This window comes from Janthinobacterium sp. HH104, from assembly GCF_001758715.1.
In the GTDB taxonomy this organism is placed as follows: Bacteria; Pseudomonadota; Gammaproteobacteria; order Burkholderiales; family Burkholderiaceae_D; genus Janthinobacterium; species Janthinobacterium aestuarii.
Window position 1 is genome coordinate 59,750 of sequence record NZ_LRIB01000028.1, and the last position, 25,268, is coordinate 85,017.

A 25,268-nucleotide genomic window follows, 5' to 3' on the forward strand; every position below is an offset into this window, starting at 1 on the left:
CATGCATCAAAGTTCTGTTTGGCTGTGCCGGTGAAAGCCCTATAATCGCTTAGTTTTGAAAATGGACGCGATCTTTCCGGTTTTTTGCCAGGTAGGGCCGGAGCGCTATTTGTTTTTACCCGTCATACGAATATGTGTGCCTCATAAAGGAATATTAGTGAGCCAAACCCTGGTCCAGAAAATTTGCCGCACCAAGCCGATCGATACCACGGTCGAATATGGTGAAGGCCTCAGCAGCAGTGGCTTGAGCCGGTCCATCGGCCTGTTTTCCCTCACCATGATTGGCGTCGGCGCCACCATCGGCACGGGCATTTTCTTTACCATGGTCGAAGCCGTGCCCAAGGCGGGTCCTTCGGTCGTCCTGTCTTTCCTGATCGCCGCCATCACGGCCGGCCTGACGGCCTTGTGCTATGCGGAGCTGTCGTTCCGCATCCCCGCCTCCGGCTCCTCGTATTCGTTTGCCTACGCCACCGTCGGTGAGTTTCTTGCCTTCATCATGGCCGCCTGTCTGCTGCTCGAATACGGGTTGGCGGGCAGTGCCGTGGCCATCGGCTGGTCGTCCTACCTGAACAATTTCCTGGAAAATGCGTTTGGCTGGCATATTCCCGAGATGCTGCGCACGCCGATGATCGTTTCCGGCCCGCATGGCATGGAGTTTCATGCCGGCCACATCAACCTGCCGCCGATCTTTTTGATCTGCATGTGCGGTTTCCTGCTGTTGCGCGGCGCCAAGGAATCGGCGCTGATGAACGCCATCATGGTCATCATCAAGCTGTCCATCCTCGTATTCTTCATTGCCATTGCCTTTTCCGGTTTCAACGCCGACAACTTCGTGCCGTTCTTCAATACCGACAATAGCAAGGGCTTTGCCGGCATGACGGGCGTGACGGCCGCGGCCGGCACCGTCTTCTTCTCCTTCATCGGCCTCGATACGGTGGCGACGGCGGGCGACGAAGTGAAAGACCCCAAGCGCAATGTGCCGCGCGGCATCCTGTATGGCTTGCTGATCGTCACCGTATTCTATTTGCTGGTGGCCGTGGCCGCCCTCGGTGCGCAACAGGCCAAGCTGTTCGAAGGCCAGGAAGCGGGCCTGGCGGTGATCCTGCAAAACGTGACGGGCAAGACCTGGCCCGCGCTGGTGCTGTCGGCCGGCGCCGTCATTTCCGTCTTCAGCGTGACCCTGGTGACGATCTATGGCCAGACGCGCATCCTGTTTGCCGTCAGCCGCGACGGCCTGATCCCGAAATCGTTCCAGAAGATCCACCCGCGCACCCTGGTGCCGGTCAGCAATACCATCATCGTTTGCCTCGTCGTGGCCGTGGTGGCGGGTTCCATCGATGCGACTTACCTGTGGGACATGGTCAGCATCGGCACCCTGACGGCTTTCATGGTGGTGTCGATCGCCGTGCCCGTGCTGCGCCACAAGCAGGGCGCGAACCGCATCGAAGGCTTCAGCGTGCCGTTCGGCCCGTACGTGATTCCCGGCCTGAGCGTACTCGCCTGCCTGTACATCATGCGCGATTTGCCGCATACGACGTTTGTCGTGTTTAGTATCTGGATGACGGTGACGGTGGCCATTTACTTCCTGTACAGCATGCGGCATTCGCACCTGGGCAAGAAGGCCCGCTAATGCAGTCTGTTCCATCCAAAACCGCCGCGCTTGCCGGCGGTTTTTTTTATTTCTAACCGGAATTTACATGATGAAAATAACTGATCTGGCCGCCTGCGGCTTGCTGGCAAGCAGCCTTCTGGGCACCACGGCACACGCCGCCGCTGCAACCGGGCCGGCATTGCGCGATTACCGCGCTGTGGCCCTGTCGGCCAATGGCCAGCGCATCGCCGCCATCGAATCGAACAAGGCCGGCGAGCAAGCGCAGCGCCCGCACGCTGCCATCGTCGTGCGCGACGCCAATGGCGCCATCGTGCAGCAATTCGACCCGTGTGCCGTGTGTTCCTACGATAAGCCCAGCTGGTCGCCAGATGGAAAACAGCTGGCCTTCATCGGCTACGACGCCAAGGCGGGCACGGCGCAGCTCTACCTGGCCACCCTGTCGCAAACGCCAGTCCGAACGTTGACCAGCATCAAGGGCGTGGCCAGCACGGCGCTCTGGTCGCCGGACGGCAAGCAGTTGGCCTTGCTGGCCACGGTGGGCGCGCGCAAGCTGGCCGGCGCCGTCGAGGCGGGCGCGCGCCAGGTGGGCGAAGTGGGCAGCGAAGACGATGCCCAGCGCATCGCCGTCGTGCCGGCCAGCGGCGGCGAGCCGCGTCTGCTGTCGCCCGCCGACACCTATGTGTATGAATACAGCTGGACGCCCGATGGCCGCGGCTTTGTCGCCACCAGCGCGCAGGGCAATGGCGACAGCAACTGGTGGGTCGCCAAGCTCAGCCATATCGATGCGGCCACGGGCGCCCTGCGCGTGATCGCGTCGCCGGCCATGCAGCTGAACCTGCCTTCGGTCTCGCCCGATGGCAAGACAGTGGTCTTCATCGGCGGCCTGATGAGCGATTTTGGCTCCATCGGCGGCGATATCTATACGGTGCCGCTGGCCGGCGGCACGCCGCGCAATGTGACACAAGACTATCGCGGTACCTTCAATGGCGTCGTCTGGCGCGGCGCCCGCTTGCTGGCAACGGCCCTGATCGATTCGCAGCTGGCGCTGGTGCCCGTCGATGCGCAGACCGGCCCCAGCCAACCTGTGCTGCTCGGAGAAATCAGCAGCAGCGGCAGCGATGGCCGTCTGTCGTTCAGCGCCGATGGCTTGCAAGCGGCCGCCGCACAGGAAGATTTTACGCACGCTTCCTACCTGGTGGCCGGGCCGGTGGCCCAGCTGAAAAAGATCACGCGCGACAATGACGGTTTTGCGCCGCAGCTGACGGTGCAAAACGTGGGCTGGAACAACGAGCAATACAAGGTGCAGGGCTGGCTGCTGGGGCCGTTGAAGACGGACGCCGGCAAGCGCCACCCGATGGTCGTCAACGTGCATGGCGGTCCTGGCGCGGCAGCTTCGCCCCGTTACGTGGGCGCGGGCACCCTGATCCACGAATTGACGCAAAAAGGCTATTTTGTCTTCCTGCCCAATCCGCGCGGCAGCTTTGGCCAGGGCCAGGCTTTTACGCGTGCCAACATGGCGGACTTTGGCGGCGGCGACTGGCGCGACATTCTTGCCGGCATCGACGCCGTGCAAAAAGTGGCGCCCGTCGATGGCGAGCGCCTGGGCCTGATCGGCCATTCATATGGCGGCTTCATGACCATGTGGGGCGTCACGCACAGCGACCGCTTCAAGGCGGCCGTGGCGGGCGCTGGCGTGTCGAACTGGATCAGCTATTACGGCCAGAACGGCATCAACCAGTGGATGATCCCGTTCTTTGGCGCCTCCGCCTATGACGATCCGGCCGTCTACCGCAAGGCGTCGCCGATCGAATCGATCAAGGCGGCCAAGACGCCAACCCTGATCTACGTGGGCGAGCGCGACGTGGAAACGCCGGCCGCCCAGTCGCTGGAATTCTGGCACGGCTTGCGCGCCATGGGCGTGCCGTCCAGCCTGTTCATCTACGACGGCGAAGGCCATTCCTTCCGCAAGCCCGAGCACCAGCGCGACTTGCAGAAGCGTACTATCGGCTGGTTTGAGCGCTACCTCAAGTAGCTCGCCTATACATCCAGGCGCAGCTGCAAGCCCGTTGCCGTGTACGTCGGCGTCACCTTGAAGCCCTCGGCGGTGATGCTGTCGAACTTGCCTTTCAGGCTGGCGGCCTGCAGCACGGTCAGGGTGTCGCCGGCGGCCGGCTTGTAGCCGTTCTGGAACGTCACCTTCAGGCTGCCGCCCGCCACCGTCATCTGGCCCGCCACGCTCAGGCGGCCTTGCTGTCCGCTGCCCAGCTTTAATTCCAGGTTGCCGTTGGCCAGCTGCGTGTACTTGCCGGCCAGCGCCAGGCCGGACGGTGCATTGCTGACCAGGGTGCCGCCGCTGACATACACGTCGCCCTTGCCGAAGGCCGTGGCCGACAAGCCTTCCAGGCGGCCCCCTTCCAGCTGCGTGCCGCCGCTCCAGCTATTGTTGCCGCCCAGCTTCAGGGTGCCCGTGCCTTGCTTGTTCAGCTTGCCCGTGCCGCCGATGTCGTTGCGCCAGCGGTCGACGGCGTAGAAGCCGCCCTTGGCCGCATCCATGCTGATGAGGACATTGCCCGTGAAGACGGCATAGCCGTCGGCGGCGGCAAACAGGTTCAAGCGGCCCCAGCCTTCAGCATCGTCCATCACCGGGTAGCCCGATGGCAAGGCCGTTGTTTTCAGCACCACGCGGCGCTGTGCATCGGACAGATACGGCAAACGCGTTTCCAGCAGCACTTCCGCGCCTTTCGGCACGACGGCTGGCGCGTTGGCGGCGCCCGTCTGCGCGAAACCGAAGGTCAGGCGGCGGATATAGGCGGCCTTGGTGCTGGCGTAGTCCGAAAAGCGGTCGTTGGCGCCGGTGCCCGAGTGGGCATAGTCGTAGAAGGTGTCGGCCGTGGTGCCGGTTTTCGCCATCAGGGTCGTGTGCGCCTGCGTCACGGCGGCGGCCTTGGTGGCGGCCGTTGCCGGGTCGAGCAGGTTGGCGGCGACGATGGCTTGCGCCTGCACGCGGCCGCTGATCACGTCGAGCGGCGAATGCATGCCGGCGATGATGCGGTTTTCACCGAGTTCCAGGCCCCGCGCCACCATTTCCTGGTAGCGCTCGGGCAAGGTATACGCCATGCCCAGCGCACCGCGCACGGCTTCGGCCGAGTGGCCGCTGGTAAAGCCGCCATCGGTGGCGGGCGTGGCGCTCCGGGCCGGCAGCAGGGCCGGGATCACGGCTACGTTGCTGCTCCAGCGGAACGGGCGCGCATATTTGTAGAAGCGCTTGGCCGGTTCCGTCGAGCCATTGTTGCCCATGGCGTTGACGAGGCCCACCACGTTGCCGAACTCGGCATTGGCGCTGCCTGCCACGCCCGTGTTGCTGCCGCTATCGTTGTAGAGCTTGCTTGTCGCGTCCGGCGCGATGTCGGTGATGCTGGTGGTCTGGCGCGCCGCGCTGCGCCAGGCGTCCGTCAGCGGACCCATGCCGTCGGTGATGCTGTAGCCCTTGCCGCGGCGGTCATCGAGGTAGGCGGCCAGTTCCTGCGCCGGCGTGCGGCTGGTGGTGGCTTTGACGACGAAATCGATGTTCGCATTGTGCACGCTGGCATTGACGATGGTGCCGCCCGGCGTGCCATCGTTGGGCACGCCCGTCCAGGCGGAAGGCACGACCGCAGGGAAGCCGTCCACGGCTGGCGCCGAGACGCCGGCATCGACGATTTCCGTCAACGGTTTCCAGATGTCGAGCATGCCGGCCAGTACGCGCACGCCCGCATTCGTGGCGGCCGTGGCGTAGCGCGCGTCGCCGCGCTGGTTGCTGGCGATATTGTCGACAAAGGGGATGGCCGTGGCCGATGGCGGCGCCGTGTCGGGCGCGCCCTGGTCGGCGGGCGCGGCGGGAATGACGAGCGCCGTTTCCTGGTGGTCGGAACCGCCGCAGGCGGCAAGGGCGAGGGCGGCGCTGATGGCCAGCGCCAGCGGCAGGCGCCGGCTCAGGGGAAATGCGTGCATGGATGACCTTGGCTGGAAGTGGAAAAACCATGGCAGCATAGAGAGGCCAGATGACCTCCTGATGACACCACTTGCGCCAGGGCATCCTCAGAAAATTATCTGGGGGCCACGATATGCACGATCGCCGCGCTATGCACCACGATCTTGTCGGCATCGGCCTGCAACAGGCGGATGCGTCTTTTGACCAGCGGCCAGCCCGACCAGTCCACTTCGCTCACGGGCGGTGCGGCAGGGGCCGCCAGCGGGGCGCTGATGGCGGCCTTGTTGTCGAGCTGGTCCAGCGCGCGCGACAGGGTCAGACACACTTGCGTATGGCTGTGGCCAAGCAGGGCGTTGACGGGCGCGACGGGCAGCTGGCTGGCATGGCGCCCCAGGATCGAGCGCAGCGCCGCCACGTGGGCGACCAGCAAGTAATTTTGCACGATGAACAGGTTGATGTCTTCCACGGCCCGCTGCTTGCTGGCCGGTTCGTCGAGCATGCGCACGAGTGCCGAGCTGAGCGCGGCCAGGCTGTCCATCAAGCGCTTGCGCTCGATGCGGTAGGCGAAGTCATCGAAACACTTTCCCTGCAGCAGCGCGAAGCTGGCCTGCATGTATGACAGGTTCACGTTCAGCACCTGGCGCACGAGGCGCGGCAGGCTCTGGTATTCCCAGTTGGCCAGCACGAAGCTGAACACGGTGGCCACCGCCGCGCCGATCAGGGTGTCGATCAGGCGCTCGCTGACGAGGTTCGGGTTGCTGGGCGCCACCAGATGCATTTGCAGCAGAATCATCAGGCTCACGGCAATGGCCGTGTAGCGGTAGCGCAAATAGATGAAGGTGGGCGTGGCCACGATGGAGAGGAACAGGATGGCCATCAGCACGATATTGCTGTGCACGTAGCGGATCACGATGGCCGTGACCACGCAGCCGATGATGGTGCCGATGATGCGGTCGGCGCGGCGCTGGCGCGTCATGCTGAAGGTGGGGCGCAGGATGATGACGATGGTGAGCACGATCCAGTAGCTGTGCGCCGCATACGGCAGCCAGTGGCCGATCAGCAAGCCAACGGAAATGGCCATCGACACGCGCAGGGCAAAACGGAATACGGGCGAGTCCAGGCGCAGATTCGACAGCAGGGTCTTCAGTTCGTATTTCTGCTGCGACAGGAATGGCGCCATGTCCGCTCCGCTCCAGAACGGCACGTTGTCGTAGACTTTTTGCGTGGCAAGGTGCAGTTCACCGATCATTTTCAGAATGGCGCGGATCTTGTTGCGCTGCGCGCGCAGGGTGGCCAGCGCTTCCTGCGCAGCGTCGCCCTTTGCCTGCAGTCGGGCAATTTCCGCTTCGATGTCGGCCCATTCCTTGTCGTAGCTGATTTGCGCATACGAGGCGCGCTTGCGCGTGATGGCGTAGGCGACGGCTTCGATGTCGCGCGCCGCCTTGTAGGCCAGGTCGTGCAGGGATTTCAGCACGTCGGAGTCGGCCAGGTGCTGGCGCAGCAGCGCGTAATCCGTGTGCGTCGAGAGTATCAGTTCATACAGATCGAGCATGCACACGTGCACCTGCACGACGATGGCGTCCTTGCTGTTCTTGTGGCTGCGCAAGATCAAGTCGCGCGACGCCTGCTGGCGGTCGGCTAGGATGCTTTGATGGCGCACCAGCTTGTTGAATTGCTCCGTTAAATTGAAACGCGTATCGTAGAAATCGGCCTTGATGTCGATGTAGGCGGCCAGTTCGAACAGGGCTTCGGCCAGCACTTGCTGCTTGATGCGGTGGCGCAAGACCCAGGCGATGGCCATGGCATAGGCCAGATAGATCAAGCCGCCCAGCATGAACAGGCCCGCGTGGTGAAACGATTGCTGCCACGTCATCTGATGCTCCATCGACATGGTCATGATGAACAGGGCGGCCAGTTGCAAGGGCATGGATTTCTTGCCGTACACCACCATCATGCTGGCGAGAAAACTGACGAGCACGAGCACCGTCATCAACAGCCACTGCACGGGCCCGCACAGGCTGATCAATAAGGTCACGGCGCTGCACAGCAGCACGGAAGCGAGCATTTCGTTGAACTTGTGGCGCAGCGGGCTGGGCATGTCCATCAGGGTCGTGCACAGGGCGCCGATGCACACGGTCATGGCCGTGGCGCTGTCGCTGATTTCCTGGGTCAGCAAGGCCAGGCCGACCAGGCCGACGGCCACGCGCAAGCCCAGATAAAAATAATGGCTGTAAATAAAGGTGCGCAGGTTCAGTGCGTAGTGCATGGGATTACCTTGTGGGCAGGGCACAGAAAGAGGCGCCGCACCGGGGTCTCCGATGCGGCGCCAGGATGTTGCAGTCGCTACAGCCCCGAGTTACATCAGGGCGATCACAGGATAGCGCCGCCATTCCGGCTCGGCAAAGCGCTGGCAGTGTGCAAAAATGAAGTCGAGCACGGCTTCCTGATTGCTCAGCAAGGCCGGGTTGGCCGCTTTCCAGTCGGCGAACTTGGCGGCCAGCGCCGGCTCGTCGCGCAGCAATTCGGATGCCATGTCTTCGAACACATAATCGGAAAACGCTTCTTTCTTCTCCAGCACGCTGTTGAAGAAGCCCCAGCGGAAGAAGCTGTCGTGCGCCTGCGGTTCCAGGGTTTCCACGGCGTAGCGCGCGTTGTCCTGGGCCAGGCTGATCACATAGTCGCCCGCTTGCACGGTGAACTGGCCCGTGCGCGCTTCCAGTTCCACCGTGTCGTGGAACATGTGGCCTTCGTAGGCCGTGGCGCGCGTACCGACGCTGGTGATGTGGTAGTAGCGCGCCGTTAGCGTCTGTTCGGCGGTGATGCGGCTCATTTCGACACCGTTCCAGCGCAAGCGCTCGATGACTTCGCGCCACGCTTGCGGCACGATATAGGCTTTCGGCGCGGCCACGGTGACGTCCGCATCGAAGCGGTTGTAATACTTGATATCGCGTTCCCACGGCTGCGAGCGGTCGTAGGACAGGCGCTGGTAATCGCCGAGGATACTTGGCGTGTATTGCGCCGCATAGCCCTTGAAGGGGAAGGTCGACGGCTGTTCTTCGTTCATGCTCCAGTGGATGGGCCACTCGGCTTGCGTGCGTCCCGCCGCCTTGGCTTGCGCGCGCAGTTGCTTGATCTGTTCGCCATGTTTGACCGTGAACGCCATGGTGATGTCGAGCAGGGCGCGCATGGAGGCGTAGCGGTCGGCAAACGGTTTCAGCATGTGCGTTTCCGGCATGAAACCGATGACGTGGTGCAAGGCCGCAAAGCCGGTCGAGAAACGCGGTACTTCGAGGAACTCGGCGATGCCGTGGTCGGGGCTGTCCTTGACGGGGTTCACATACGGGCAGGTGGGCCAGCCGGCCTGTTCCATCTGCGCAAAGATGTGCGGCAGCATGGTGTCTTGCAGGAAGGGGCCGAGGCCATTGCCCAGCTTGTCCGTCTGCGTGTGGATCAGGGTCATCGTGTACGGGTAGTCGGCGCCGTTCGACGTGTGCGTGTCGACCATTACGTCCGGGTCCCAGCTGGCCAGCAAGCGGTTGAACACTTGCGCGTTCAGGCTGTCGCACTTGATGAAGTCGCGGTTCAGGTCCAGGTGGCGGCTATTGCCGCGGAAACCGAATTGCTCCGGGCCATCCTGGTTCACGCGCGACGTGTTGGCGCGGTTCAGGCTGCCATCGACGTTGTAGATCGGAATGAACAGCAACACGGTGCTGCCCAGCGCCGCCAGGCGTTCCGGCTGCGTGCACAGGTCGCGCACGATGGCCATGCAGGCGTCGATGCCTTCCGGTTCGCCCGGATGGATGCCGTTGTTGTTGAAGAACACGGTGCGGCCCGCGCGCTTGATCTGTTCACGGTCGAACACGCCGTCCGCGCTGACGACGCCAGCATGGATGGGCACGCCCGAGTCGGACAGGCCGATCTGTTCGAAATGCAGCACTTGCGGATAGCGTGCGGCGAGATCTTGATAGAAGGTGATGCATTCCAGCCAGGTCGTGGTCTGGTTGTGGTTACCGAGTTCGTAGGTCGTGCGCAAGTCTGGTGGCATAGCGGTCTGAGTCTGGGAGGGGGAAGGCGCGCTGGGTAAGTACGCCCGCTAGGGGCCAATTGTAGCACCGGCGTTGGCGCCTTGAGGCGCGGCAGAGGGGGCGGGCCGCACTTGTGTTATGAATAGGTTTCACGCACGAGGGAGGCGGCATGGGCAAGATGGCGATGGCGGTGCTGCTGTGGTGGGCTTGGCTGGCGGCACAGGCGGCACCATTGCGCTTGCCAGCGGGCAAGGGACCCCTGGCGCAGGGCGGCTCCGTCACGGCCGCCGCGCAGGGTGCGCTGATACGCTACCGAGGCTGGCTGCTGGCCGTCGATGGGGCCGTATCGGAGGAGCGGTCCGATGTCGTGCTGACGTCGGCGCAGGCGGGCCACGCGCCGCAGCTGCAGGCCGGGGCCACACAGCGCAGCTTGCCCCTGTGGTCAGCCTTCGAGCTCGTCAAGGGTAGCGCGCGCCTGCGCATCACGGCGCTGCCGGGGCCCGATGAGCTGCCCGCGCTGCTGCTGGACTTTGGCGATGGCGACTACCGCATCGTGATTCCCGCCGCCCCCATCGCGCGGCAAGCGTATCCGCTGCTGGCGCCGCGTTTTCCCGGTGCCGACCTGGCCTTGCTGCTGCACGATGGCCGGCGGGTGATGCTGCCCTTGGGAAATGGCCGTGCGCAGGTGTTTGGCGAGGAACAAGCCGTGCCGTACCGCTTTACCAAGGTAAAACGCTAGGCGAAAAAAAGCCACTCCCGCAGGAGTGGCTCAGGCTAAAGCGCCCGTTGCCGGGTTATTGCTTCTTGTTATTCAGCGCCCATTTCTTTCAGCAGGTTGTCTGCGTGGTCGATGTGTTTCATGTTCCACAGCATGTAGCGCAGGTCGACCTGGATCGAACGGGTGTTGGCCTTGTTATAGTCCCAATCGGAGATGATCGAGTCCAGGGTGCCATCGAAGGCCAGGCCGATGAATTCGCCTTTGGCGTTCAGCGCAGCCGAACCGGAGTTGCCGCCGGTGATGTCCAGGGTCGCCAGGTAGTCGACCGGTACGGTTTTCAGCTTCGGATCGACGAATTTACCGAAGTCCTTGGCTTTGATCGCGGCCAGTTGATTTGCCGGTGCATTGAACTCGCCCTGGCCCGTGGCTTTGGCGGCGACGCCATTGACGGTGGTGAAGGCAGACCAGGTGGTGCCGTCGGCGCCATGGTCGCGGCCGGCTACTTTGCCGAACGTCACGCGCAGGGTGCTGTTGGCGTCAGGATAGACGGCTTGGCCCTTGCTCTTCATGAAGGCGATTTTTGCTTTCATGTAGTTGGCGTACGCCTGCTGGATCTTGCCGGCCAGTTCTTCGTCTTCCGCTTCGTTTTTCAGCGAATCCGGGTACATGGCGACGGCTGCCTGGATGAAGCTGTCCTTGCTGGCCTGGAATTCAGCTGGCGTGCGTTTCAGCCATGCTGCGCGTTCGGCCTTGTCGGCCAGCTTGCTGCCTGCATACAGTTTGTCCAGGGCGGCGGACAGGTCGGCTGGCGACATGCCATCCTTGATGCCGATGGCGGCGTCAAAGCTGGCGCGGCGCTGTGCTGCCGGCTGCGCGGCGTACTTGGTCAGGCTGTTCAGTACCAGCGCCTTGTCGACTTTTTCATCGTAGGTGCGCTCGACCGAAGTGATGCCCGCTTCCAGGCGTGGCAAGTCGCGCGTCTGGTAGCCGGACTTGCGTTCCGTATCGGCCTTGGTGCCTTCGTTCGACAGGCGGTACAGGCTGCGTGCCGTGTTCAGCAGGCGCGGCTGTGCGTAGCTGAGGAAGAAATCGCGCTTGGTGTCGGCATCGCGCTCGGCGATCAGCTTTTCCACTTGCTCGATGTCGCCGGCAAATTCGGCCTTGCGTGCCGGCGTGGCGTTGACCCAGGTCTTCAGGGCTTCATGTTCCGCCGTCTTGCGCGCCAGGAAGTCGCTGCCGGCGTACGAGTCCAGCATGCCTTGACGGTTCTTGTAGTAATTGTTCACGCCGGCAACTTGACCCGCGTATTTCAGGGCAACATCCTTGTTGTCCTTGGTTTCGCGCGCGATGATGGCCAGGGTTTCGCCCGACGCTTTCACGAAGGCCGGGTAGTTCCAGTCAAACGTGTACGCCACTTCCGATGGCAGACGATGACGGTTGGTGCGGCCAGGATAGCCCAGGACCATGACGAAATCGCCTTCTTTCAAGCCATCCTTGGCCAGTTTCAGCACGTGTTTTGGCTGGTACGGCACGTTGTCCTTGCTGAAGTCGGCCGCTTTGCCGTCCTTGCTGACGTAGGCGCGGTAGAAGCCGTAGTCGCCCGTGTGGCGTGGCCACATCCAGTTGTCGGTGTCGCCGCCGAATTTACCGACGCCCGCTGGAGGCGCGTGCACCAGGCGCACGTCGCGGATTTCCAGTTGCTTGATCAGGTAGAACTCCAGGCCGCCGTAGTAGGCCGACACGGTGCAGCGGAAGCCCGCTTCTTTTTCGCATTCGGCGACCAGTTTCTTCTGGTTTTTCTCGATCGCGTCGATGCGTGCCTTGCCTTGCAGCTTGGCCACGTCGGCGGTGATGATCTTGTCGCTGACATTCGTCACGGCCGAGGTGACGAAGATGCGGCTGCCTGGGGATGCTGGCAATTCTTCAGCGAAAGTCTTGGCCAGGAAACCGTTGGCCAGCAAATCGCGCTCTTTGGTCGAATTGACCGCCACGCTGTTGTAGACGCAATGGTGGTTGGTGGCAACCAGGCCTTGCGGCGAGACGAACGATGCCGAGCAGCCGCCCAGGCTGACGATGGCGCCCATCGGGAATTCGGTCAGTTTGGTCAGGTTGGTCGGATCGAGTTTCAGTCCGGCCGCTTTCAGTTCCTTGGCTACTTGTGGCAGCTGTTGGGGCATCCACATGCCTTCGTCGGCGTGTGCGAAGTTGCTCAGGATGGCGAGCGCGATGAGAGATTTTTTCATTCGAGTTCTGTTCTTTTACATTGTAGGGAAGTCGGAATCAGCGGAGTACCCGCTGATTGTGCAGCGGGCGACATAGAGTATCCGTATCGAACTCGCACTAGTCAATCACATTTTCCGGGCAGCATGTTCGTATGTGCTTGTTTGAATGATATTATTTTGAGTGGCGCAGGGGCGGGAACCGGCTGCCAGCGCGCATTTTTCCGTGCGCCGGCTGTGGTATTTGTACATACGTGTCCTGGCGGCAATGAAAAATGGCCGGGCGCTTGCGCGGCCCGGCCATGTGTTGCTGCGCTCTTTTTGACTGCTTAGCGTATTTTGCCGCGGCGCAAAAGATTCACGATGCCCAGCAGGATCACGGCGCCCAGGAACGAGACCAGCAGCGAAGCCAGGCTGAAATTGTCGCTATTGATGGTGCCCGTGCCGAACAGCGGGGCCAGCAGCCAGCCGCCCAGGAAGGCGCCGACGATGCCGACGATGATATTGAGGAAGATGCCCTGTTGCGCATTGGTTTTCATGACCATGCTGGCCAGCCAGCCAATGACGCCGCCAATAACGATCCAGATAATGAAATTCATGTAGTCCTCCGCGCGATGGATAAGTAGGTGTGCCATGTCAGAACAACATCATGCCAATGGATAGTGATGCCGCACGATAGAAAAGTCCAGCGGATTCGCATGGCGCATGCAAAAGCCCGCCTGGCTGCGGGCAGCGAGGCGGGCTTGTCATGCGGCAAGGCCGTGTTTAATCGGCCTTGATCGCTTCTACCTGGATGGCCAGCTTGACCTCCGGCGAGAACGCCGGCATGCCGTAGTTCAGGCCAAAGTCGCTGCGCTTGAATTCCGCCGTGGCGTCGGCGCCGCACACTTCACGCTTGTAGCGCGGGTGCATGATGCACTTGAACTTGCTCACGTTCAGCTTGACGGGCTTGGTCACGCCCAGCAGGGTCAGTTCGCCATCGACTTCCACCAGCTGATCGCCGTTGAACTTGAGCGATTTGCTCTTGTAGGTGATTTCAGGGAATTTCTCGACGTTGAACATGTCCGCTTTTTTCGCGTGCGTATTCATGGCGTCGAGGCCGAAGTCGATCGAATCGGCATCGATGACGAGGTCCAGGCTACCCGTCTTGGCGGCGCGGTCCAGGGTGACCGTCCCCTTGGTCTTGTTGAACTTGCCGCGCCACACGGACATGCCCATGTGATCGGCTTCAAAGCTGGGGAAGGTATGCGTCGGGTCGAGGTTGTAGGTGTCGGTAGCGGCCATGGCCGAACCCGCGCCGGCGGCTGCCAGCACGGCGATCATCAAGTGCGAAAATTTCATGCAGATCCTATAGTTGAACAGGTTTTGGGGTTGTTTTTCATAACGCATGAAAAACGTTCAGGGCAAGGCGCCTTGCCGAAGGCAGTACGAATGTACGACGAGGCAAGAGCAACGCAGCCATGGACGTTTTCTCAGGTGTTATTGAGCGGCAACGTGGAATTTAATTGTGACCTCGTCTGCAACCATGCTCGTGTCCTTCCACTCGCCTTCTCCGATGTTATAGGTCAGGCGCTTGATCGGCAGGGCGCCGTCAAATGCATATTTGCCGCCATCGGCTTTCACCGCCAGGGGGAAGGTCACGTCGCTGGTCTTGCCTTTGATGCTCAGCTTGCCGGTCACCGTCAGCTTGCCCGCGCCGGCCGCCTTGATGCTGCTCGAGACGAAGGTGGCTTTCGGGAACTGGGCCGAGTTGAACCACTCTTTCTTGGCCACTTCCTTGTTGTACTCGGGGTCGCCGATATCGATGCTGGCCGTCTCGATTTCCACCGATGCCTTCGAGGCGTCCGGCGCGGCCGGGTTGTAATCGATGGCGATATTGAATTTCTTGAACTTCGCTTCCACGGGCACGTTCATTTGCTTGAACACGGCCGACACGCTGGTCTTGGCGGGATCGACTTTCAGCAAGGTGGCGGCGGTGGCGGCCACGGACAGGCCCAGCAGGGAAGCGAGGACGATGCGTTGGGTGGTTTTCATCTTGTTTTTTTCCTGTAGTTTTTCAGTGAGCAAGGGGAAGTCGGTGCTACGGCAGCATGCGCTTGAGCACGCCATCGCGGTCGATGAACTGGTGCTTCAGCGCGGCCAGCACATGGGCGGCCACGGCGGCGGCCATCGTCATGTTCAGAACATAATGAATTTCTTTTAAAAGCGGCTTAAGTTCCGGGTTCGGCGCCATGATGACCGGCAACTGGAACAGGCCCAGGTAGACCACGGGCACGCCGGCGGCCAAGGTGTACAGGTAGCCGGAGACGGGCACGGCGAAGATCAGGATATACAGCAGCACGTGCATGGCGTCGGCCGCCTTCTTTTGCCAGGCAACCATGCTGGCCGGGTGCGGCGGCGGCACATTGGCCTTGCGCCACAGCAGGCGGATGGCGGCGATGGCCAGCACGGTCACGCCCAGCCATTTGTGCCAGGAGAAATATTTGAGCTTGGTGGGCGTCAGGCCGGGAATATCGACCATGACCAGGCCCATGACGAAGGCGCTGATGATCAGCAGGGCGGTCAGCCAGTGCAGGATGATGGCGGTGGTGGTGTAGCGTTGCATCGATGGCTTTCTTGAAAGTAGTACGTATTAGGACTAATTCGGCCTAATATACCAAAGAAAAGCAAATTGCGCTGCGTGCCGGAGATTCTACAAGAAAGATTGCCGGAAAAACCGCGGGGCGGGCAGCATTTGTGTGCTGGCCGCCCCGCGGGAGTGGGATAGCAGGATCCCCATGTGGAAACTGCTTAGATGGCTTTGGCCAATTGCGCCGCGATGCCGATGTAGTTCGCTGGCGTCATGGTCAGCAGCACGTCCTTGGCATCCTGCGGAATGGCCAGGCCATTGACGAAGGTTTGCAGCGCTTCTTTCGAGATGCCCTTGCCGCGCGTCAGCTCTTTCAGCTGCTCGTACGGGTTTTCGATGCCATAGCGGCGCATCACGGTTTGTACGGGCTCGGCCAGCACTTCCCACGTCGCGTCCAGGTCTTGCGCCAGGCGCGCGTGGTTCACTTCCAGCTTGTTCAGGCCGCGCAGGCAGCTGTCATAGGCGAGTAGCGTATAGCCCAGGCCCACGCCGATATTGCGCAGCACGGTCGAATCGGTCAGGTCGCGCTGCATGCGCGAGACGGGCAGTTTTTCCGACAGGTGTTTCAGCACGGCGTTGGCCAGGCCCAGGTTGCCTTCCGAGTTTTCGAAGTCGATCGGGTTGACCTTGTGCGGCATGGTCGACGAACCGATTTCGCCCGCTTTCAGCTTTTGCTTGAAATAGCCCAGCGACACATACGTCCAGATGTCGCGGTTCAGGTCCAGCAGGATCGTGTTGGCGCGCGCGAAGGCGTCGAACAGTTCGGCCATATAGTCGTGCGGCTCGATCTGGATGGTGTACGGGTTGAAGACCAGGCCCAGGCGCTGTTCGATGACGGCCTGCGAGAATGCCGGCCAGTCGAAGCCGGGGTAGGCGGACAGGTGGGCGTTGTAGTTGCCGACGGCGCCATTCATCTTGCCGAGGATTTCCACTTGTTCGATGCGTTTCACGGCGCGCTGCAAGCGGGCCACGACGTTGGCAAATTCCTTGCCCAGGGTGGTCGGGCTGGCGGTCTGGCCGTGCGTGCGCGACAGCATCGGCACGTCGGCATTGTCGTGCGCGATCTGCGTCAGCTTGGCCACCAGGCCGTTCAATGCCGGCAGCATCACGCCATCACGCGCGGCTTTGAGCATCATGCCGTGCGAGGTGTTGTTGATGTCTTCCGAGGTGCAGGCGAAATGGATGAATTCCGACGCCGCCACCAGTTCCGGCACGTCCGCCACTTGTTCCTTCAGCCAGTACTCGACCGCCTTGACGTCATGGTTGGTCACCGCTTCGATGGCCTTGATGCGGGCCGCGTCGGCTTCCGAGAAATCGGCTGCCATCTTGTCGAGCAGGGCGCTCGCTTCTGCCGAGAACGGCTTGATTTCAGCGAAACCGGCTTGCGACAGCGCTTGCAGCCAGGAGATTTCCACTTTCACGCGGTGGTGCATGAAACCGGCTTCGGACAGGATCGGGCGCAGCAGATCGGTCTTGCTGGCGTAGCGGCCATCGAGCGGAGACAGGGCCGACAGCGTGGAATACGGAGTAGTAGAAGTCATGAGAGCGGACGCAAGTTAAAGAAACGGTTGGCGTGTGGCGCGCGGGGAGGGCGGGGCTATTGCAATACAGCAACACTGACGGCGCCACAGTAAAGGGCGATTTTACCACCGCTGGCCGCTGGCCAGCCGTCCGTCGGCTGCGGATAGCCCCCATGTTGGCCGAATCCGGCCCCGATGCGGCGTGCCTGCCACACACTGGAGGCCGCCGGGCGCGTGCTGCCAAACACCGCTGCCGCCGATGCTATACTGCTAGCTGCTCCTTTACCTTAAAGTACCTATGAAACTGATCGGTTCCCTCGCCAGCCCGTATGTCCGCAAAGCCCGTATCGTGCTGGCGGAAAAAAAGCTCGACTATGTCTTCGAGCTGGAAAACGTGTGGGTGCCGGAAACCCGCATCGCCCAGGCCAATCCTCTGGGCAAGGTACCCTGCCTGGTGATGGAGGATGGCAGCACGCTGATCGATTCGAAAGTCATCGTCGAATACCTCGACACCCTCACGCCCGTCTGTAAACTGCTGCCGGCCGGCGGCAATGGCCGCGAGCGGGCCGATATCAAGAACTGGGAAGCGCTGGCCGACGGCATCCTCGACGCGGGTGTGCTGGTACGCCTGGAGCGTACGCAGCGCCCGCCCGAGCAGCAAAGCGCGGCGTGGATCGCGCGCCAGCTGGACAAAGTCACCCTGGGCCTGGCGGCGCTGGAAGCACGCCTGGGCGAGAGCGCCTATTGCGCCGGCAAGAACTACACCCTGGCCGACGTGGCCGTGGGCTGCGCCCTGGGCTGGCTCAGCTTCCGCTTCCCGGAAATCGACTGGCGCGCGGAACATCCGGCGCTGGCGCGCCTGTTCGACAAACTGTCCGAGCGCCCATCGTTCAAGGACACCGCGCCGCAGTGAGCGCACGATGACCGGCAACGATTCGAAGGCGCAGCAGCGCCTGCAGATGGCCGATATCGCGCGCCTGGCCGGCGTGTCCACGTCGACCGTGTCGCGTGCGCTGAGCGGCAGTTCGCTGGTCAATGAAGAGACGCGCGCGCGCGTCATCGCGCTGGCCCGTTCGCTCAAATATTCCATCAATATCGGCGCGCAAAACCTGCGCCTGAAACAGAACCGCACGGTGGGCGTGGTGGTGCCGTATGACGCGGCCACGCGCCAGCACCTGTCCGATCCTTTCTTTCTCAGCATGCTGGGCAGTCTGGCCGATGCGCTGACGGAACAGGGCTTCGACATGCTCATTTCGCGCGTGGATGCGGAAACGCTCGATGCGGCCGCCCTGTCCTTCGACAGCGGCCGCGTGATCGGCATCATCCTGATCGGCCAGTGGCGCCACCATGAACAACTGAACCAGCTGGCCGCGCGTCAGGTGCCCATCGTCGTGTGGGGCGCGCAATTGCCGCAGCAGCTGTATTGCACCGTGGGCGGCGACAACGTCGCCGGCGGCAGGCTGGCCACGGAGCACTTGCTGGCGGCCGGGCGCCGGCGCATCGCCTTCTTTGGCGACGCCAAGCTGCCCGAAGTGGCGCAGCGCCACGCCGGTTATGTGCAGGCGCTGGCCGCGCAAGGACTGGCGCCGGACCCGCAACTGTACGTGGCCGGCTCCTTCCTGCCGCAGGGCGGGGCGACGGACGTGCAGGAACTGCTGGACCGCCAGCTGCCGTTCGACGCCATCTTTGCCTGCAGCGACTTGCTGGCCATGAGCGCAATCAATGCCCTGCGCGCGCGCGGCGTGGCCGTGCCGGAACAGGTGGCCGTGGTCGGCTACGACGATATCGAACTGGCCGCGTATTTCCATCCGCCGCTGACCACCGTGCGCCAGCCGATTCGCGCCGCCGGACGCGCGCTGGTGGCTTCGCTGCTGGCGCTGGTCGATGGCGCGCCTGCGCCATCGCAGCAATTGCCAACCGAGCTGATCGTACGCGCCTCGGGCCGTTGAAACGCATTGGCAAGGCATTGCAACCGATTGCAATAATTTCAAATTTATCCGTGAATTTTCATGCTGCACAGCAGCATGAAAAAGCCTGGCATCACGTCGATCCCCGCCTGTTTCCCTCTATATTGCCCGTAATATTCCCTTAAAAACAACAACATTTTCATGTTGCAGTGCTCGATTGCAATCGATTGCAATAAATTCTTATTCGTTCAATAATGACGTACCGGCTCAGCCAGCGCGCCACGGCATGCGGCGGCCAGTACCCATAACAAGCGGATACCTCGATGTATCGGCATACAACACTGGAGACAAAATGAACGCACATACTGCACAACGCGGCTGCATGGCCGCCGCCGTCGCCCTGGCCATGCTGCAACTGGGTGCCGCCCACGCGCAATCGGCCGCCGACACCGCCAGCGCCGCTCCCGCCGATGGCCTGAACCTGGAACGCATCGTCGTCACGGGTACCACCGGCGGCACGTCCAAAATGAAATCGAGCAATTCCGTCAGCAGCATGGAGCTCGATACCATCCTGCACAACGCACCGACCAGCGCGGCCGAAGTCCTGCGCTCGGTACCTGGCTTGCGGGCCGAATCCTCGGGCGGCGAAGGCAATGCCAACATCACCGTGCGCGGCCTGCCCATTTCCGCTGGCGGCGCGCGCTATGTGCAGATCCAGGAAGACGGCTTGCCCGTGCTGCAGTTCGGCGACTTCAACTTCACCACGCCCGACAGCTTCGTCAAGATCGATTCCACGCTCGACCACCTGGAAGTGGTGCGCGGCGGTTCGGCTTCCACCCTGGCCACCAACTCGCCGGGCGGCATCATCAATTTCATCAGCAAGAACGGCAAGGAGAAGGGCGGCAGCGTGGCCCTCAGCCGTGGCCTGGGCTACGACCAGACGCGGGTCGATTTTGATTACGGCGCGCCGGTTTCGGAGCGCACGCGCTTCTTCATCGGCGGCTCCTGGCGCACGGGCGAAGGCATCCGCCACAGTGGCGTCAACAGCGAAAAGGGTGGGCAGATCCGCGGCAATGTCACGCATGAATTCGACAGCGGCTTCGTGCGCCTGTCGTTCAAGCATCTCGACGACCAGTCGCCCACGGCCTTGCCCGTGCCCGTCAGCGTGCGCAATGGCCGCATCGGGGAAATCGCCGGCATCGACCCGCGCAAGGCCAGTTTCTATTCGCCGTACTGGGTGCCCGACACGGTGCTGAACAAGAATAACCAGCGCGTGGCCACCCGCGTCAACGACGGCTTGCACGTCAAAAGCGATACCGTGGGCCTGGAAGCATCGTTCAAGCTGGGACAGGGCTGGAGCGTGAGCGAAAACTTCCGTTACGCCGACAATTCGGGGCGCTTCACCGGCGTCTTCCCGTCGAATAATGGCAGCGACGGCAGCTATGTGTTTGCCAGCGGCCCGAACCAGGGCAAGCCTTACACGGGCCGTGCGTTTTCCGCCGTGGTGTTCAACACCTCGATCGACGACGCCAGCAATACCCTGAGCGACACCAAGCTGGCCAAGACCTTTGTGCTCGACAGCGGCAAGCTGACCACCACGGCCGGCCTGTATTTGTCGCAGCAAAAGCTGGGCCTGACCTGGAACTTCAATGAATACCTGATGCAGGCCACGGGCGACCAGCCGGCGCTGCTGCAAACGGCCAGCGGCACGCCAGGCTATATCGGTCCGGCCTTCGGCGCCTGCTGCTCGCGCGCCGTCGACATGGAATACCGCACGACCTCGCCCTACCTGAATCTGGCCTGGGAAAGCGGTGCGCTGAACCTCGACGGCGGCCTGCGGCGCGACCGCCAGCATGCGAGCGGCACGGCCAACCAGGCCACCGGCGCGCAAGCGTATCTGCCGTCGACGGTGCAGCGGGTCGACTATACCTTGGGCCACACCTCGTACTCGCTGGGCGCGAACTACAAGCTGCAGGGGAACCTGGCCGTGTTTGCCCGCGTCAGCGAAGGCGTGGCCTTCAATGCCGACCGCATCCTGTTCGGCACACCGCTCGATGGCAGCGTGCCCGTGGCGATCAATACCGTGCGCCAGCTCGAAGGCGGCGTGAAATGGCGGCTGGGACCCCTGAGCACTTTTGTGACCGTGTTCCAGGCCAAGACCAAGGAAAGCAATTACGAAGCGACCACCCAGCTGCGCACGGCCAACAGCTATGAGGCGAAGGGCGTGGAGCTGGAAGCGGCCTACAGCGCCGGCGACTTCCGCATCAATGGCGGCCTGACGTTCACGGATGCCGAGATCACGGGCACGGCGGCGGCCGACGTGGCGCTGATCGGCAATACGCCGCGGCGCCAGGCGCGTGTCGTCTACCAGATCGCGCCCACCTATGAATGGGGGCAGGCTACCTTGGGCGCGAGCCTGGTCGGCACGGGCAAGTCGTGGGGCGACGATGCGCACACGATCACCTTGCCCGCCTACCAGGTGCTCAATGCCTTCGTCAATTACCAGCTCACGCCGCAATTGCAGGTAGCGCTGACGGCGAACAATCTGCTCGACAAGATCGGCTACACGGAAGTCGAGGGCGATGGCCATGCGGCCCGCTCGATCACGGGGCGCACCGTCAAGGTCAGCCTGAAATACGCATTTTAAGCAAGGATAGGATTCATGATGTCGATACGCAGCCCCCTGGCGCGCCTGCTGGCGCCGCTCCCCACGCACTTGCGCGACGATGCGGCGCACCGCTATGCGCGCCAGGAGGCGGTCTTGCTCGACCGCCTGGGCAGCCTGTATGGCCAGCGGCCGGACTTCCTGCCCTGGCTGGGCGACCTGATGGAAAGCGTGGGGCGGCTGTACGCGGCGCGCGCCCCCGAGCTGCGGCGCCAGGATGCGCAGCGCGAAGCGCAGCCGGACTGGTTTGTCAGCCAGTCCATGCTCGGTTACAGCGCGTATGTGCAGCGTTTCGGCGGCAGCTTGCAGGGCGTGGCGGCGCGCATTGCCCACCTGCGCGAACTGGGCGTGACGTATCTGCACCTGCTGCCGTTCTTGCGCCCGCGTGCTGGCGAAAGCGATGGCGGTTTTGCCGTCGCCAGCTTTGAGGAAGTCGATCCCGCGCTGGGCAGCAATGCCGATTTGCTGGCGTTGACGGCGCAGCTGCGCGCGGCCGGCATCAGCCTGTGCTCGGACCTGATCCTCAACCACGTGGCCGACGACCATGCGTGGGCGCTGGGCGCCAAGGCCGGCGATCCGCTGCTGCGCGATTTTTTCCACACCTATCACGACCGCGTGCAGCCGGACCGCTACGAGCGCACCGTGGGCCAGGTCTTCCCGCAGGCGGCGCCCGGCAATTTCACCTTCGTGCCGGAGCTTGATCGCTGGGTCTGGACCACGTTTTACCCGTACCAGTGGGATTTGAATTACGCCAATCCGGCCGTCTTCGCGGCCATGGCCGGCGCCATGTTGGGCCTGGCCAACAAGGGCATCGAAGTGTTCCGCCTCGATTCGACGGCCTTCCTGTGGAAGCGCGAAGGTAGCGATTGCATGAACCAGCCCGAAGCCCACAGCCTGCTGCAGGCGTTGCGGGCGATCGCCGCCATCGTCGCGCCGGGCGTGCTGCTCAAGGCCGAAGCCATCGTGCCCACGCCCAAGCTGCCCGCCTATTTCGGCAGCGATGCGGCGCCCGAATGCCATATCGCCTATCACAGCAGCCTGATGGCCGCCGGCTGGGGCGCGCTGGCCGAGGAAAGCACGGATTTGCTGCAGCAGGTGATCGCGGCCACGCCGCCGCTGCCGCCGGCCGCCAGCTGGCTCAGTTATGTGCGCTGCCACGACGACATCGGCTGGAACGTGCTGCTCAATGAAGCGGGCGCGAACGGGCCGGTGCGCCTGGCCCGCATCGCGCGGTTCTTTGCCGGCGCGCCCGGCAGCTATGCGCGCGGCGCCGCCTTCCAGAGCAGCAGCGCGGACAAGGCGCATGGCAGCAACGGCATGGCCGCCTCGCTGGCCGGCCTGGAAAGCGCCGCCACGGTGCAGGAGCAGGAATACGCGTTGCGGCGCCTGCTGCTGCTGCATGGCCTTGCCTTGAGCTTTGGCGCCTTGCCCGTGCTGTACATGGGCGATGAACTGGGCATGACCAACGATCACAGCTACACGCAGCGGGCCGACCGGGCGATGGACAGCCGCTGGCTGCAGCGTCCCGCGTTCGACGACAGCCTGCTCGCATGGCGCCACGATGGTGTGAGCGCCAGCGGACGGCTGTACCTGGCGCTGCGCCAACTGGTCGATGTGCGCAGGCGCTTGCCGGCCCTTGCCGCCGCCGCGCCACGCAGCGTGCTGCCCGCCGATACGCCGGCCGTGCTGGCGCTGTTGCGTGGCGACGCGTTTCTCAACCTGAGCAATTTCAGCGGCGCCAGCCAGCGCTACACTTTACCCCCGGGCGAATGGCGCAACAGCCTCGATGGCAGCGTGCTGTCCGGCACGGTGGGCTTGCAGCCCTGGCATATGCTGTGGTTGGAAAGGGAAGCAGCATGAGCGACGCCGGCGCGCACCGTCCGCATCTGTCGTTCTGGCAGATCGTCAACATGAATGTCGGCTTTTTCGGCATCCAGTTCAGCTTTGGGTTGCAGCAAAGCAGCATGAGTCCCATCTACAAATACCTGGGGGCCGATGAAGCGAGCCTGCCCTACCTGTGGCTGGCCGGTCCCATGACGGGCCTGCTCGTGCAGCCATTGATCGGCGCCATGAGCGACCGTACGGTGACACGCTGGGGCCGCCGCACGCCGTATTTCCTGATCGGCGCCATCCTGTGCAGCCTGGGCCTGCTGGCCATGCCGTTCAGTCCGACTTTATGGATGGCTGCCAGCCTGCTGTGGATACTCGACGCGGCCAACAATGTGACGATGGAGCCCTACCGCGCCTTTGTCAGCGACAAGCTCGACAAGAAGCAGCACTCGCTGGGTTTTCTCACGCAAAGCGCATTTACGGGACTGGGGCAGACGCTGGCCTACCTGACGCCGTCGCTGCTCGTCATGCTGGGCATGAACAAGGATGCCGTCAACGGCAGCCATATCCCGCACATCGTCATCGCCGCCTTCCTGATCGGCGCCGTGTTCTCGCTCGCCTCGGTGTTGTGGACCTTGAAGACGACGCCGGAAAACCCGCTCACGGCGGCCGAGCTGGCGGCCATTCGCAGCCGTCCGCCGGGCTGGCGCCACACGCTGGCCGATATCGGCGCGGCCCTGCGCGACATGCCGCCGACGATGAAGCAGCTGGCCCTCGTCAACCTGTTCCAGTGGTACGCCATGTTTTGCTACTGGCAGTACATCGCGCTGTCGCTGGCGGCCACGCTGTTTCACACGACGGACCCCGCGTCACAAGGCTTTCGCGACGCGGGCCTGCTGAACGGGCAGGTGGGCGCCTTCTACAATTTCGTCGCCTTTGTCGCCGCCTTCGCGCTGGTGCCGTTCACGCGCCGCTTCGGTCCCAAGCGCATGCACAGCCTGTGCCTGTGCGCGGCCGGCGTGGGCATGCTGGGCATCCCGCTGATCCACAGCCCGGCGCTGCTGTTGCTGCCGATGCTGGGCGTGGGCCTGGCCTGGGCCAGCATCATGGGCAATCCCTACATCATGCTGGCCGGCTGCATTCCGCCCGAACGCACGGGTGTCTACATGGGCATTTTCAATATGTTCATCGTCATCCCGATGATCATCCAGATATTCACCTTGCCGCTGTATTACCGCAGCTGGCTGGGAGGCAATCCGGAAAACGTCATCCGGCTGGCCGGCGCCCTGCTGCTGTGCGCGGCGGTGGCCGTACTGTTCGTCAAGCTGCGCCCGCCGCAGACCGGCAAGGCTTGACGGCAGGCGAAAAAAAAACCGGCGCTGCCGGTTTTTTTTATCTGCCTCGAAGAACAATTATTCTTCAATCGCCATCTGGCTTTGCAGGTAGTTCTGGATGCCGACCTTGGCGATCAGGTCGATCTGCGTTTCGAGCCAGTCGATATGCTCTTCCGTGTCTTCCAGGATCATCAGGAACAGGTCGCGCGAGACGTAGTCGCCCGCTTTTTCGCTGATGGCGATGCCTTCCTTGACGGTGGCGTGCGCGGCGCGTTCCAGCTTCAAGTCGCATTCCAGCATTTCCGGCGTGTTCTCGCCGATCAGCAGCTTGTGCAGCGCTTGCAGGTTAGGCAGGCCGTCGAGCATCAGGATGCGGTCGATCAGCTTGTCGGCGTGTTTCATTTCGCCGATCGATTCTTCGTATTCCTTCTTGCCCAGCTTTTCCAGGCCCCAGTGCTTGTACATGCGCGCATGCAGGAAGTACTGGTTGATGGCCGACAGTTCGTTGGTGAGCTGTGCGTTGAGCATGCGGATGACTTCTTTATCGCCCTTCATGGGATTTCCTTTGTTCTGTGTCGCGTTCGATGATGAAACCGCAGGCTGCTGGCGTTCACTGCCGGGTGGCGTTGGCTGCCTGGTGGCGCGCAGGTTGCCGGTTTCGCTATGCCCGCATGATAGCGCAAAATGCCGGCGATTTCCGGTGCTAAACGGCATTTTTCCGTCTTTTTAACGTAAATATCGTGCGAATAAAACCCATTCTCAAGTGGATTGCCCACTTGCGCCGTTTTTTATTTGTTAAGGAAAATGAAGGCCATTCTCATTCGCGTTTCCAGCGCTGT

18 protein-coding genes are annotated in these 25,268 nt (G+C 62.6%); 8 read left to right on the forward strand and 10 right to left on the reverse strand.

Going from position 1 to position 25,268, the window contains the following annotated elements; translation table 11 throughout:
- The first annotated feature begins 157 nt into the window (after positions 1-157).
- A complete protein-coding gene (locus JAB6_RS11090; protein WP_034745575.1) occupies positions 158-1,630 on the forward strand; it encodes an amino acid permease in 1,473 nt (490 codons plus the stop codon).
- A gap of 67 nt (positions 1,631-1,697) precedes the next feature.
- Positions 1,698-3,644, forward strand: a complete 1,947-nt coding sequence (locus tag JAB6_RS11095; RefSeq protein WP_254671567.1) for a S9 family peptidase — start codon at positions 1,698-1,700, stop codon at positions 3,642-3,644.
- Between the two features lie 5 nt (positions 3,645-3,649).
- Here the strand turns inward: JAB6_RS11095 and JAB6_RS11100 are convergent, their stop codons facing one another.
- The 3 genes from JAB6_RS11100 to JAB6_RS11110 all read right to left on the reverse strand — a co-directional run bounded on the left by JAB6_RS11100 (position 3,650) and on the right by JAB6_RS11110 (position 9,627).
- Positions 3,650-5,602, reverse strand: coding sequence for a phosphatase PAP2 family protein (locus tag JAB6_RS11100; RefSeq protein WP_070302847.1), 1,953 nt, complete (start codon positions 5,600-5,602; stop codon positions 3,650-3,652).
- A 95-nt stretch (positions 5,603-5,697) separates the two neighbouring features.
- Entirely contained in the window at positions 5,698-7,848 is a 2,151-nt protein-coding gene (locus JAB6_RS11105; protein WP_070302848.1) for an FUSC family membrane protein, read from the reverse strand.
- A 90-nt stretch (positions 7,849-7,938) separates the two neighbouring features.
- Complete coding sequence (locus JAB6_RS11110) at positions 7,939-9,627, reverse strand: M14 family zinc carboxypeptidase (protein WP_070302849.1); 1,689 nt, start codon at positions 9,625-9,627, stop codon at positions 7,939-7,941.
- A 149-nt stretch (positions 9,628-9,776) separates the two neighbouring features.
- On the opposite strand from JAB6_RS11110, the gene JAB6_RS11115 reads away from it, so the two are divergent.
- Positions 9,777-10,346, forward strand: coding sequence for a hypothetical protein (locus tag JAB6_RS11115; protein ID WP_070302850.1), 570 nt, complete (start codon positions 9,777-9,779; stop codon positions 10,344-10,346).
- Positions 10,347-10,414: 68 nt separating this feature from the next.
- Here JAB6_RS11115 and JAB6_RS11120 read toward each other — a convergent pair whose 3' ends face one another.
- The 6 genes from JAB6_RS11120 to purB all read right to left on the reverse strand — a co-directional run bounded on the left by JAB6_RS11120 (position 10,415) and on the right by purB (position 16,714).
- Positions 10,415-12,568: a S46 family peptidase gene (locus JAB6_RS11120; RefSeq protein WP_034745584.1), complete on the reverse strand. Its 2,154-nt coding sequence runs from the start codon at positions 12,566-12,568 to the stop codon at positions 10,415-10,417.
- A gap of 305 nt (positions 12,569-12,873) precedes the next feature.
- A complete protein-coding gene (locus JAB6_RS11125) occupies positions 12,874-13,143 on the reverse strand; it encodes a GlsB/YeaQ/YmgE family stress response membrane protein (protein WP_034745587.1) in 270 nt (89 codons plus the stop codon).
- Positions 13,144-13,309: 166 nt separating this feature from the next.
- Positions 13,310-13,885: a YceI family protein gene (locus tag JAB6_RS11130; RefSeq protein WP_034747598.1), complete on the reverse strand. Its 576-nt coding sequence runs from the start codon at positions 13,883-13,885 to the stop codon at positions 13,310-13,312.
- 138 nt (positions 13,886-14,023) lie between these two features.
- On the reverse strand, positions 14,024-14,578 hold the full coding sequence (locus tag JAB6_RS11135; protein ID WP_034745589.1) for a YceI family protein: 555 nt from the start codon (positions 14,576-14,578) through the stop codon (positions 14,024-14,026).
- 46 nt (positions 14,579-14,624) lie between these two features.
- A complete protein-coding gene (locus JAB6_RS11140; protein WP_046684510.1) occupies positions 14,625-15,149 on the reverse strand; it encodes a cytochrome b in 525 nt (174 codons plus the stop codon).
- A gap of 185 nt (positions 15,150-15,334) precedes the next feature.
- Positions 15,335-16,714 carry an adenylosuccinate lyase gene (gene purB / locus JAB6_RS11145; RefSeq protein WP_070302851.1) on the reverse strand — a complete coding sequence of 460 codons (1,380 nt, stop codon included), beginning with the start codon at positions 16,712-16,714 and terminating at the stop codon, positions 15,335-15,337.
- Between the two features lie 277 nt (positions 16,715-16,991).
- Between purB and JAB6_RS11150 the strand changes: the two genes are divergently transcribed.
- The 5 genes from JAB6_RS11150 to JAB6_RS11170 all read left to right on the forward strand — a co-directional run bounded on the left by JAB6_RS11150 (position 16,992) and on the right by JAB6_RS11170 (position 24,450).
- Positions 16,992-17,606 carry a glutathione S-transferase N-terminal domain-containing protein gene (locus JAB6_RS11150; protein WP_046684508.1) on the forward strand — a complete coding sequence of 205 codons (615 nt, stop codon included), beginning with the start codon at positions 16,992-16,994 and terminating at the stop codon, positions 17,604-17,606.
- Between the two features lie 7 nt (positions 17,607-17,613).
- Positions 17,614-18,642 carry a LacI family DNA-binding transcriptional regulator gene (locus tag JAB6_RS11155; RefSeq protein WP_070302852.1) on the forward strand — a complete coding sequence of 343 codons (1,029 nt, stop codon included), beginning with the start codon at positions 17,614-17,616 and terminating at the stop codon, positions 18,640-18,642.
- A gap of 310 nt (positions 18,643-18,952) precedes the next feature.
- The gene (locus JAB6_RS11160; protein ID WP_034745603.1) at positions 18,953-21,247 is read left to right on the forward strand and encodes a TonB-dependent siderophore receptor; all 2,295 of its coding nucleotides are present in this window, start codon (positions 18,953-18,955) and stop codon (positions 21,245-21,247) included.
- Between the two features lie 15 nt (positions 21,248-21,262).
- The gene (locus tag JAB6_RS11165; RefSeq protein WP_254671569.1) at positions 21,263-23,125 is read left to right on the forward strand and encodes an alpha-amylase family glycosyl hydrolase; all 1,863 of its coding nucleotides are present in this window, start codon (positions 21,263-21,265) and stop codon (positions 23,123-23,125) included.
- Complete coding sequence (locus JAB6_RS11170) at positions 23,122-24,450, forward strand: MFS transporter (RefSeq protein WP_070302853.1); 1,329 nt, start codon at positions 23,122-23,124, stop codon at positions 24,448-24,450. Before JAB6_RS11165 ends, JAB6_RS11170 begins: the two co-directional genes overlap by 4 nt.
- Positions 24,451-24,507: 57 nt before the next feature.
- Here JAB6_RS11170 and bfr read toward each other — a convergent pair whose 3' ends face one another.
- Positions 24,508-24,984, reverse strand: coding sequence for a bacterioferritin (bfr, locus tag JAB6_RS11175; protein WP_034745609.1), 477 nt, complete (start codon positions 24,982-24,984; stop codon positions 24,508-24,510).
- Positions 24,985-25,268: the final 284 nt, after the last annotated feature.

What these genes read in the sequence shown, in the direction of transcription:
- JAB6_RS11095 (WP_254671567.1), top strand. Translation starts at nt 1,698, where the DNA reads ATGATGAAAATAACTGATCTGGCCGCCTGCGGCTTGCTGGCAAGCAGC.
- JAB6_RS11100 (WP_070302847.1), bottom strand. Translation starts at nt 5,602, where the DNA reads ATGCACGCATTTCCCCTGAGCCGGCGCCTGCCGCTGGCGCTGGCCATC.
- JAB6_RS11105 (WP_070302848.1), bottom strand. Translation starts at nt 7,848, where the DNA reads ATGCACTACGCACTGAACCTGCGCACCTTTATTTACAGCCATTATTTT.
- JAB6_RS11110 (WP_070302849.1), bottom strand. Translation starts at nt 9,627, where the DNA reads ATGCCACCAGACTTGCGCACGACCTACGAACTCGGTAACCACAACCAG.
- JAB6_RS11115 (WP_070302850.1), top strand. Translation starts at nt 9,777, where the DNA reads ATGGGCAAGATGGCGATGGCGGTGCTGCTGTGGTGGGCTTGGCTGGCG.
- JAB6_RS11120 (WP_034745584.1), bottom strand. Translation starts at nt 12,568, where the DNA reads ATGAAAAAATCTCTCATCGCGCTCGCCATCCTGAGCAACTTCGCACAC.
- JAB6_RS11125 (WP_034745587.1), bottom strand. Translation starts at nt 13,143, where the DNA reads ATGAATTTCATTATCTGGATCGTTATTGGCGGCGTCATTGGCTGGCTG.
- JAB6_RS11130 (WP_034747598.1), bottom strand. Translation starts at nt 13,885, where the DNA reads ATGAAATTTTCGCACTTGATGATCGCCGTGCTGGCAGCCGCCGGCGCG.
- JAB6_RS11135 (WP_034745589.1), bottom strand. Translation starts at nt 14,578, where the DNA reads ATGAAAACCACCCAACGCATCGTCCTCGCTTCCCTGCTGGGCCTGTCC.
- JAB6_RS11140 (WP_046684510.1), bottom strand. Translation starts at nt 15,149, where the DNA reads ATGCAACGCTACACCACCACCGCCATCATCCTGCACTGGCTGACCGCC.
- purB (WP_070302851.1), bottom strand. Translation starts at nt 16,714, where the DNA reads ATGACTTCTACTACTCCGTATTCCACGCTGTCGGCCCTGTCTCCGCTC.
- JAB6_RS11150 (WP_046684508.1), top strand. Translation starts at nt 16,992, where the DNA reads ATGAAACTGATCGGTTCCCTCGCCAGCCCGTATGTCCGCAAAGCCCGT.
- JAB6_RS11155 (WP_070302852.1), top strand. Translation starts at nt 17,614, where the DNA reads ATGACCGGCAACGATTCGAAGGCGCAGCAGCGCCTGCAGATGGCCGAT.
- JAB6_RS11160 (WP_034745603.1), top strand. Translation starts at nt 18,953, where the DNA reads ATGAACGCACATACTGCACAACGCGGCTGCATGGCCGCCGCCGTCGCC.
- JAB6_RS11165 (WP_254671569.1), top strand. Translation starts at nt 21,263, where the DNA reads ATGATGTCGATACGCAGCCCCCTGGCGCGCCTGCTGGCGCCGCTCCCC.
- JAB6_RS11170 (WP_070302853.1), top strand. Translation starts at nt 23,122, where the DNA reads ATGAGCGACGCCGGCGCGCACCGTCCGCATCTGTCGTTCTGGCAGATC.
- bfr (WP_034745609.1), bottom strand. Translation starts at nt 24,984, where the DNA reads ATGAAGGGCGATAAAGAAGTCATCCGCATGCTCAACGCACAGCTCACC.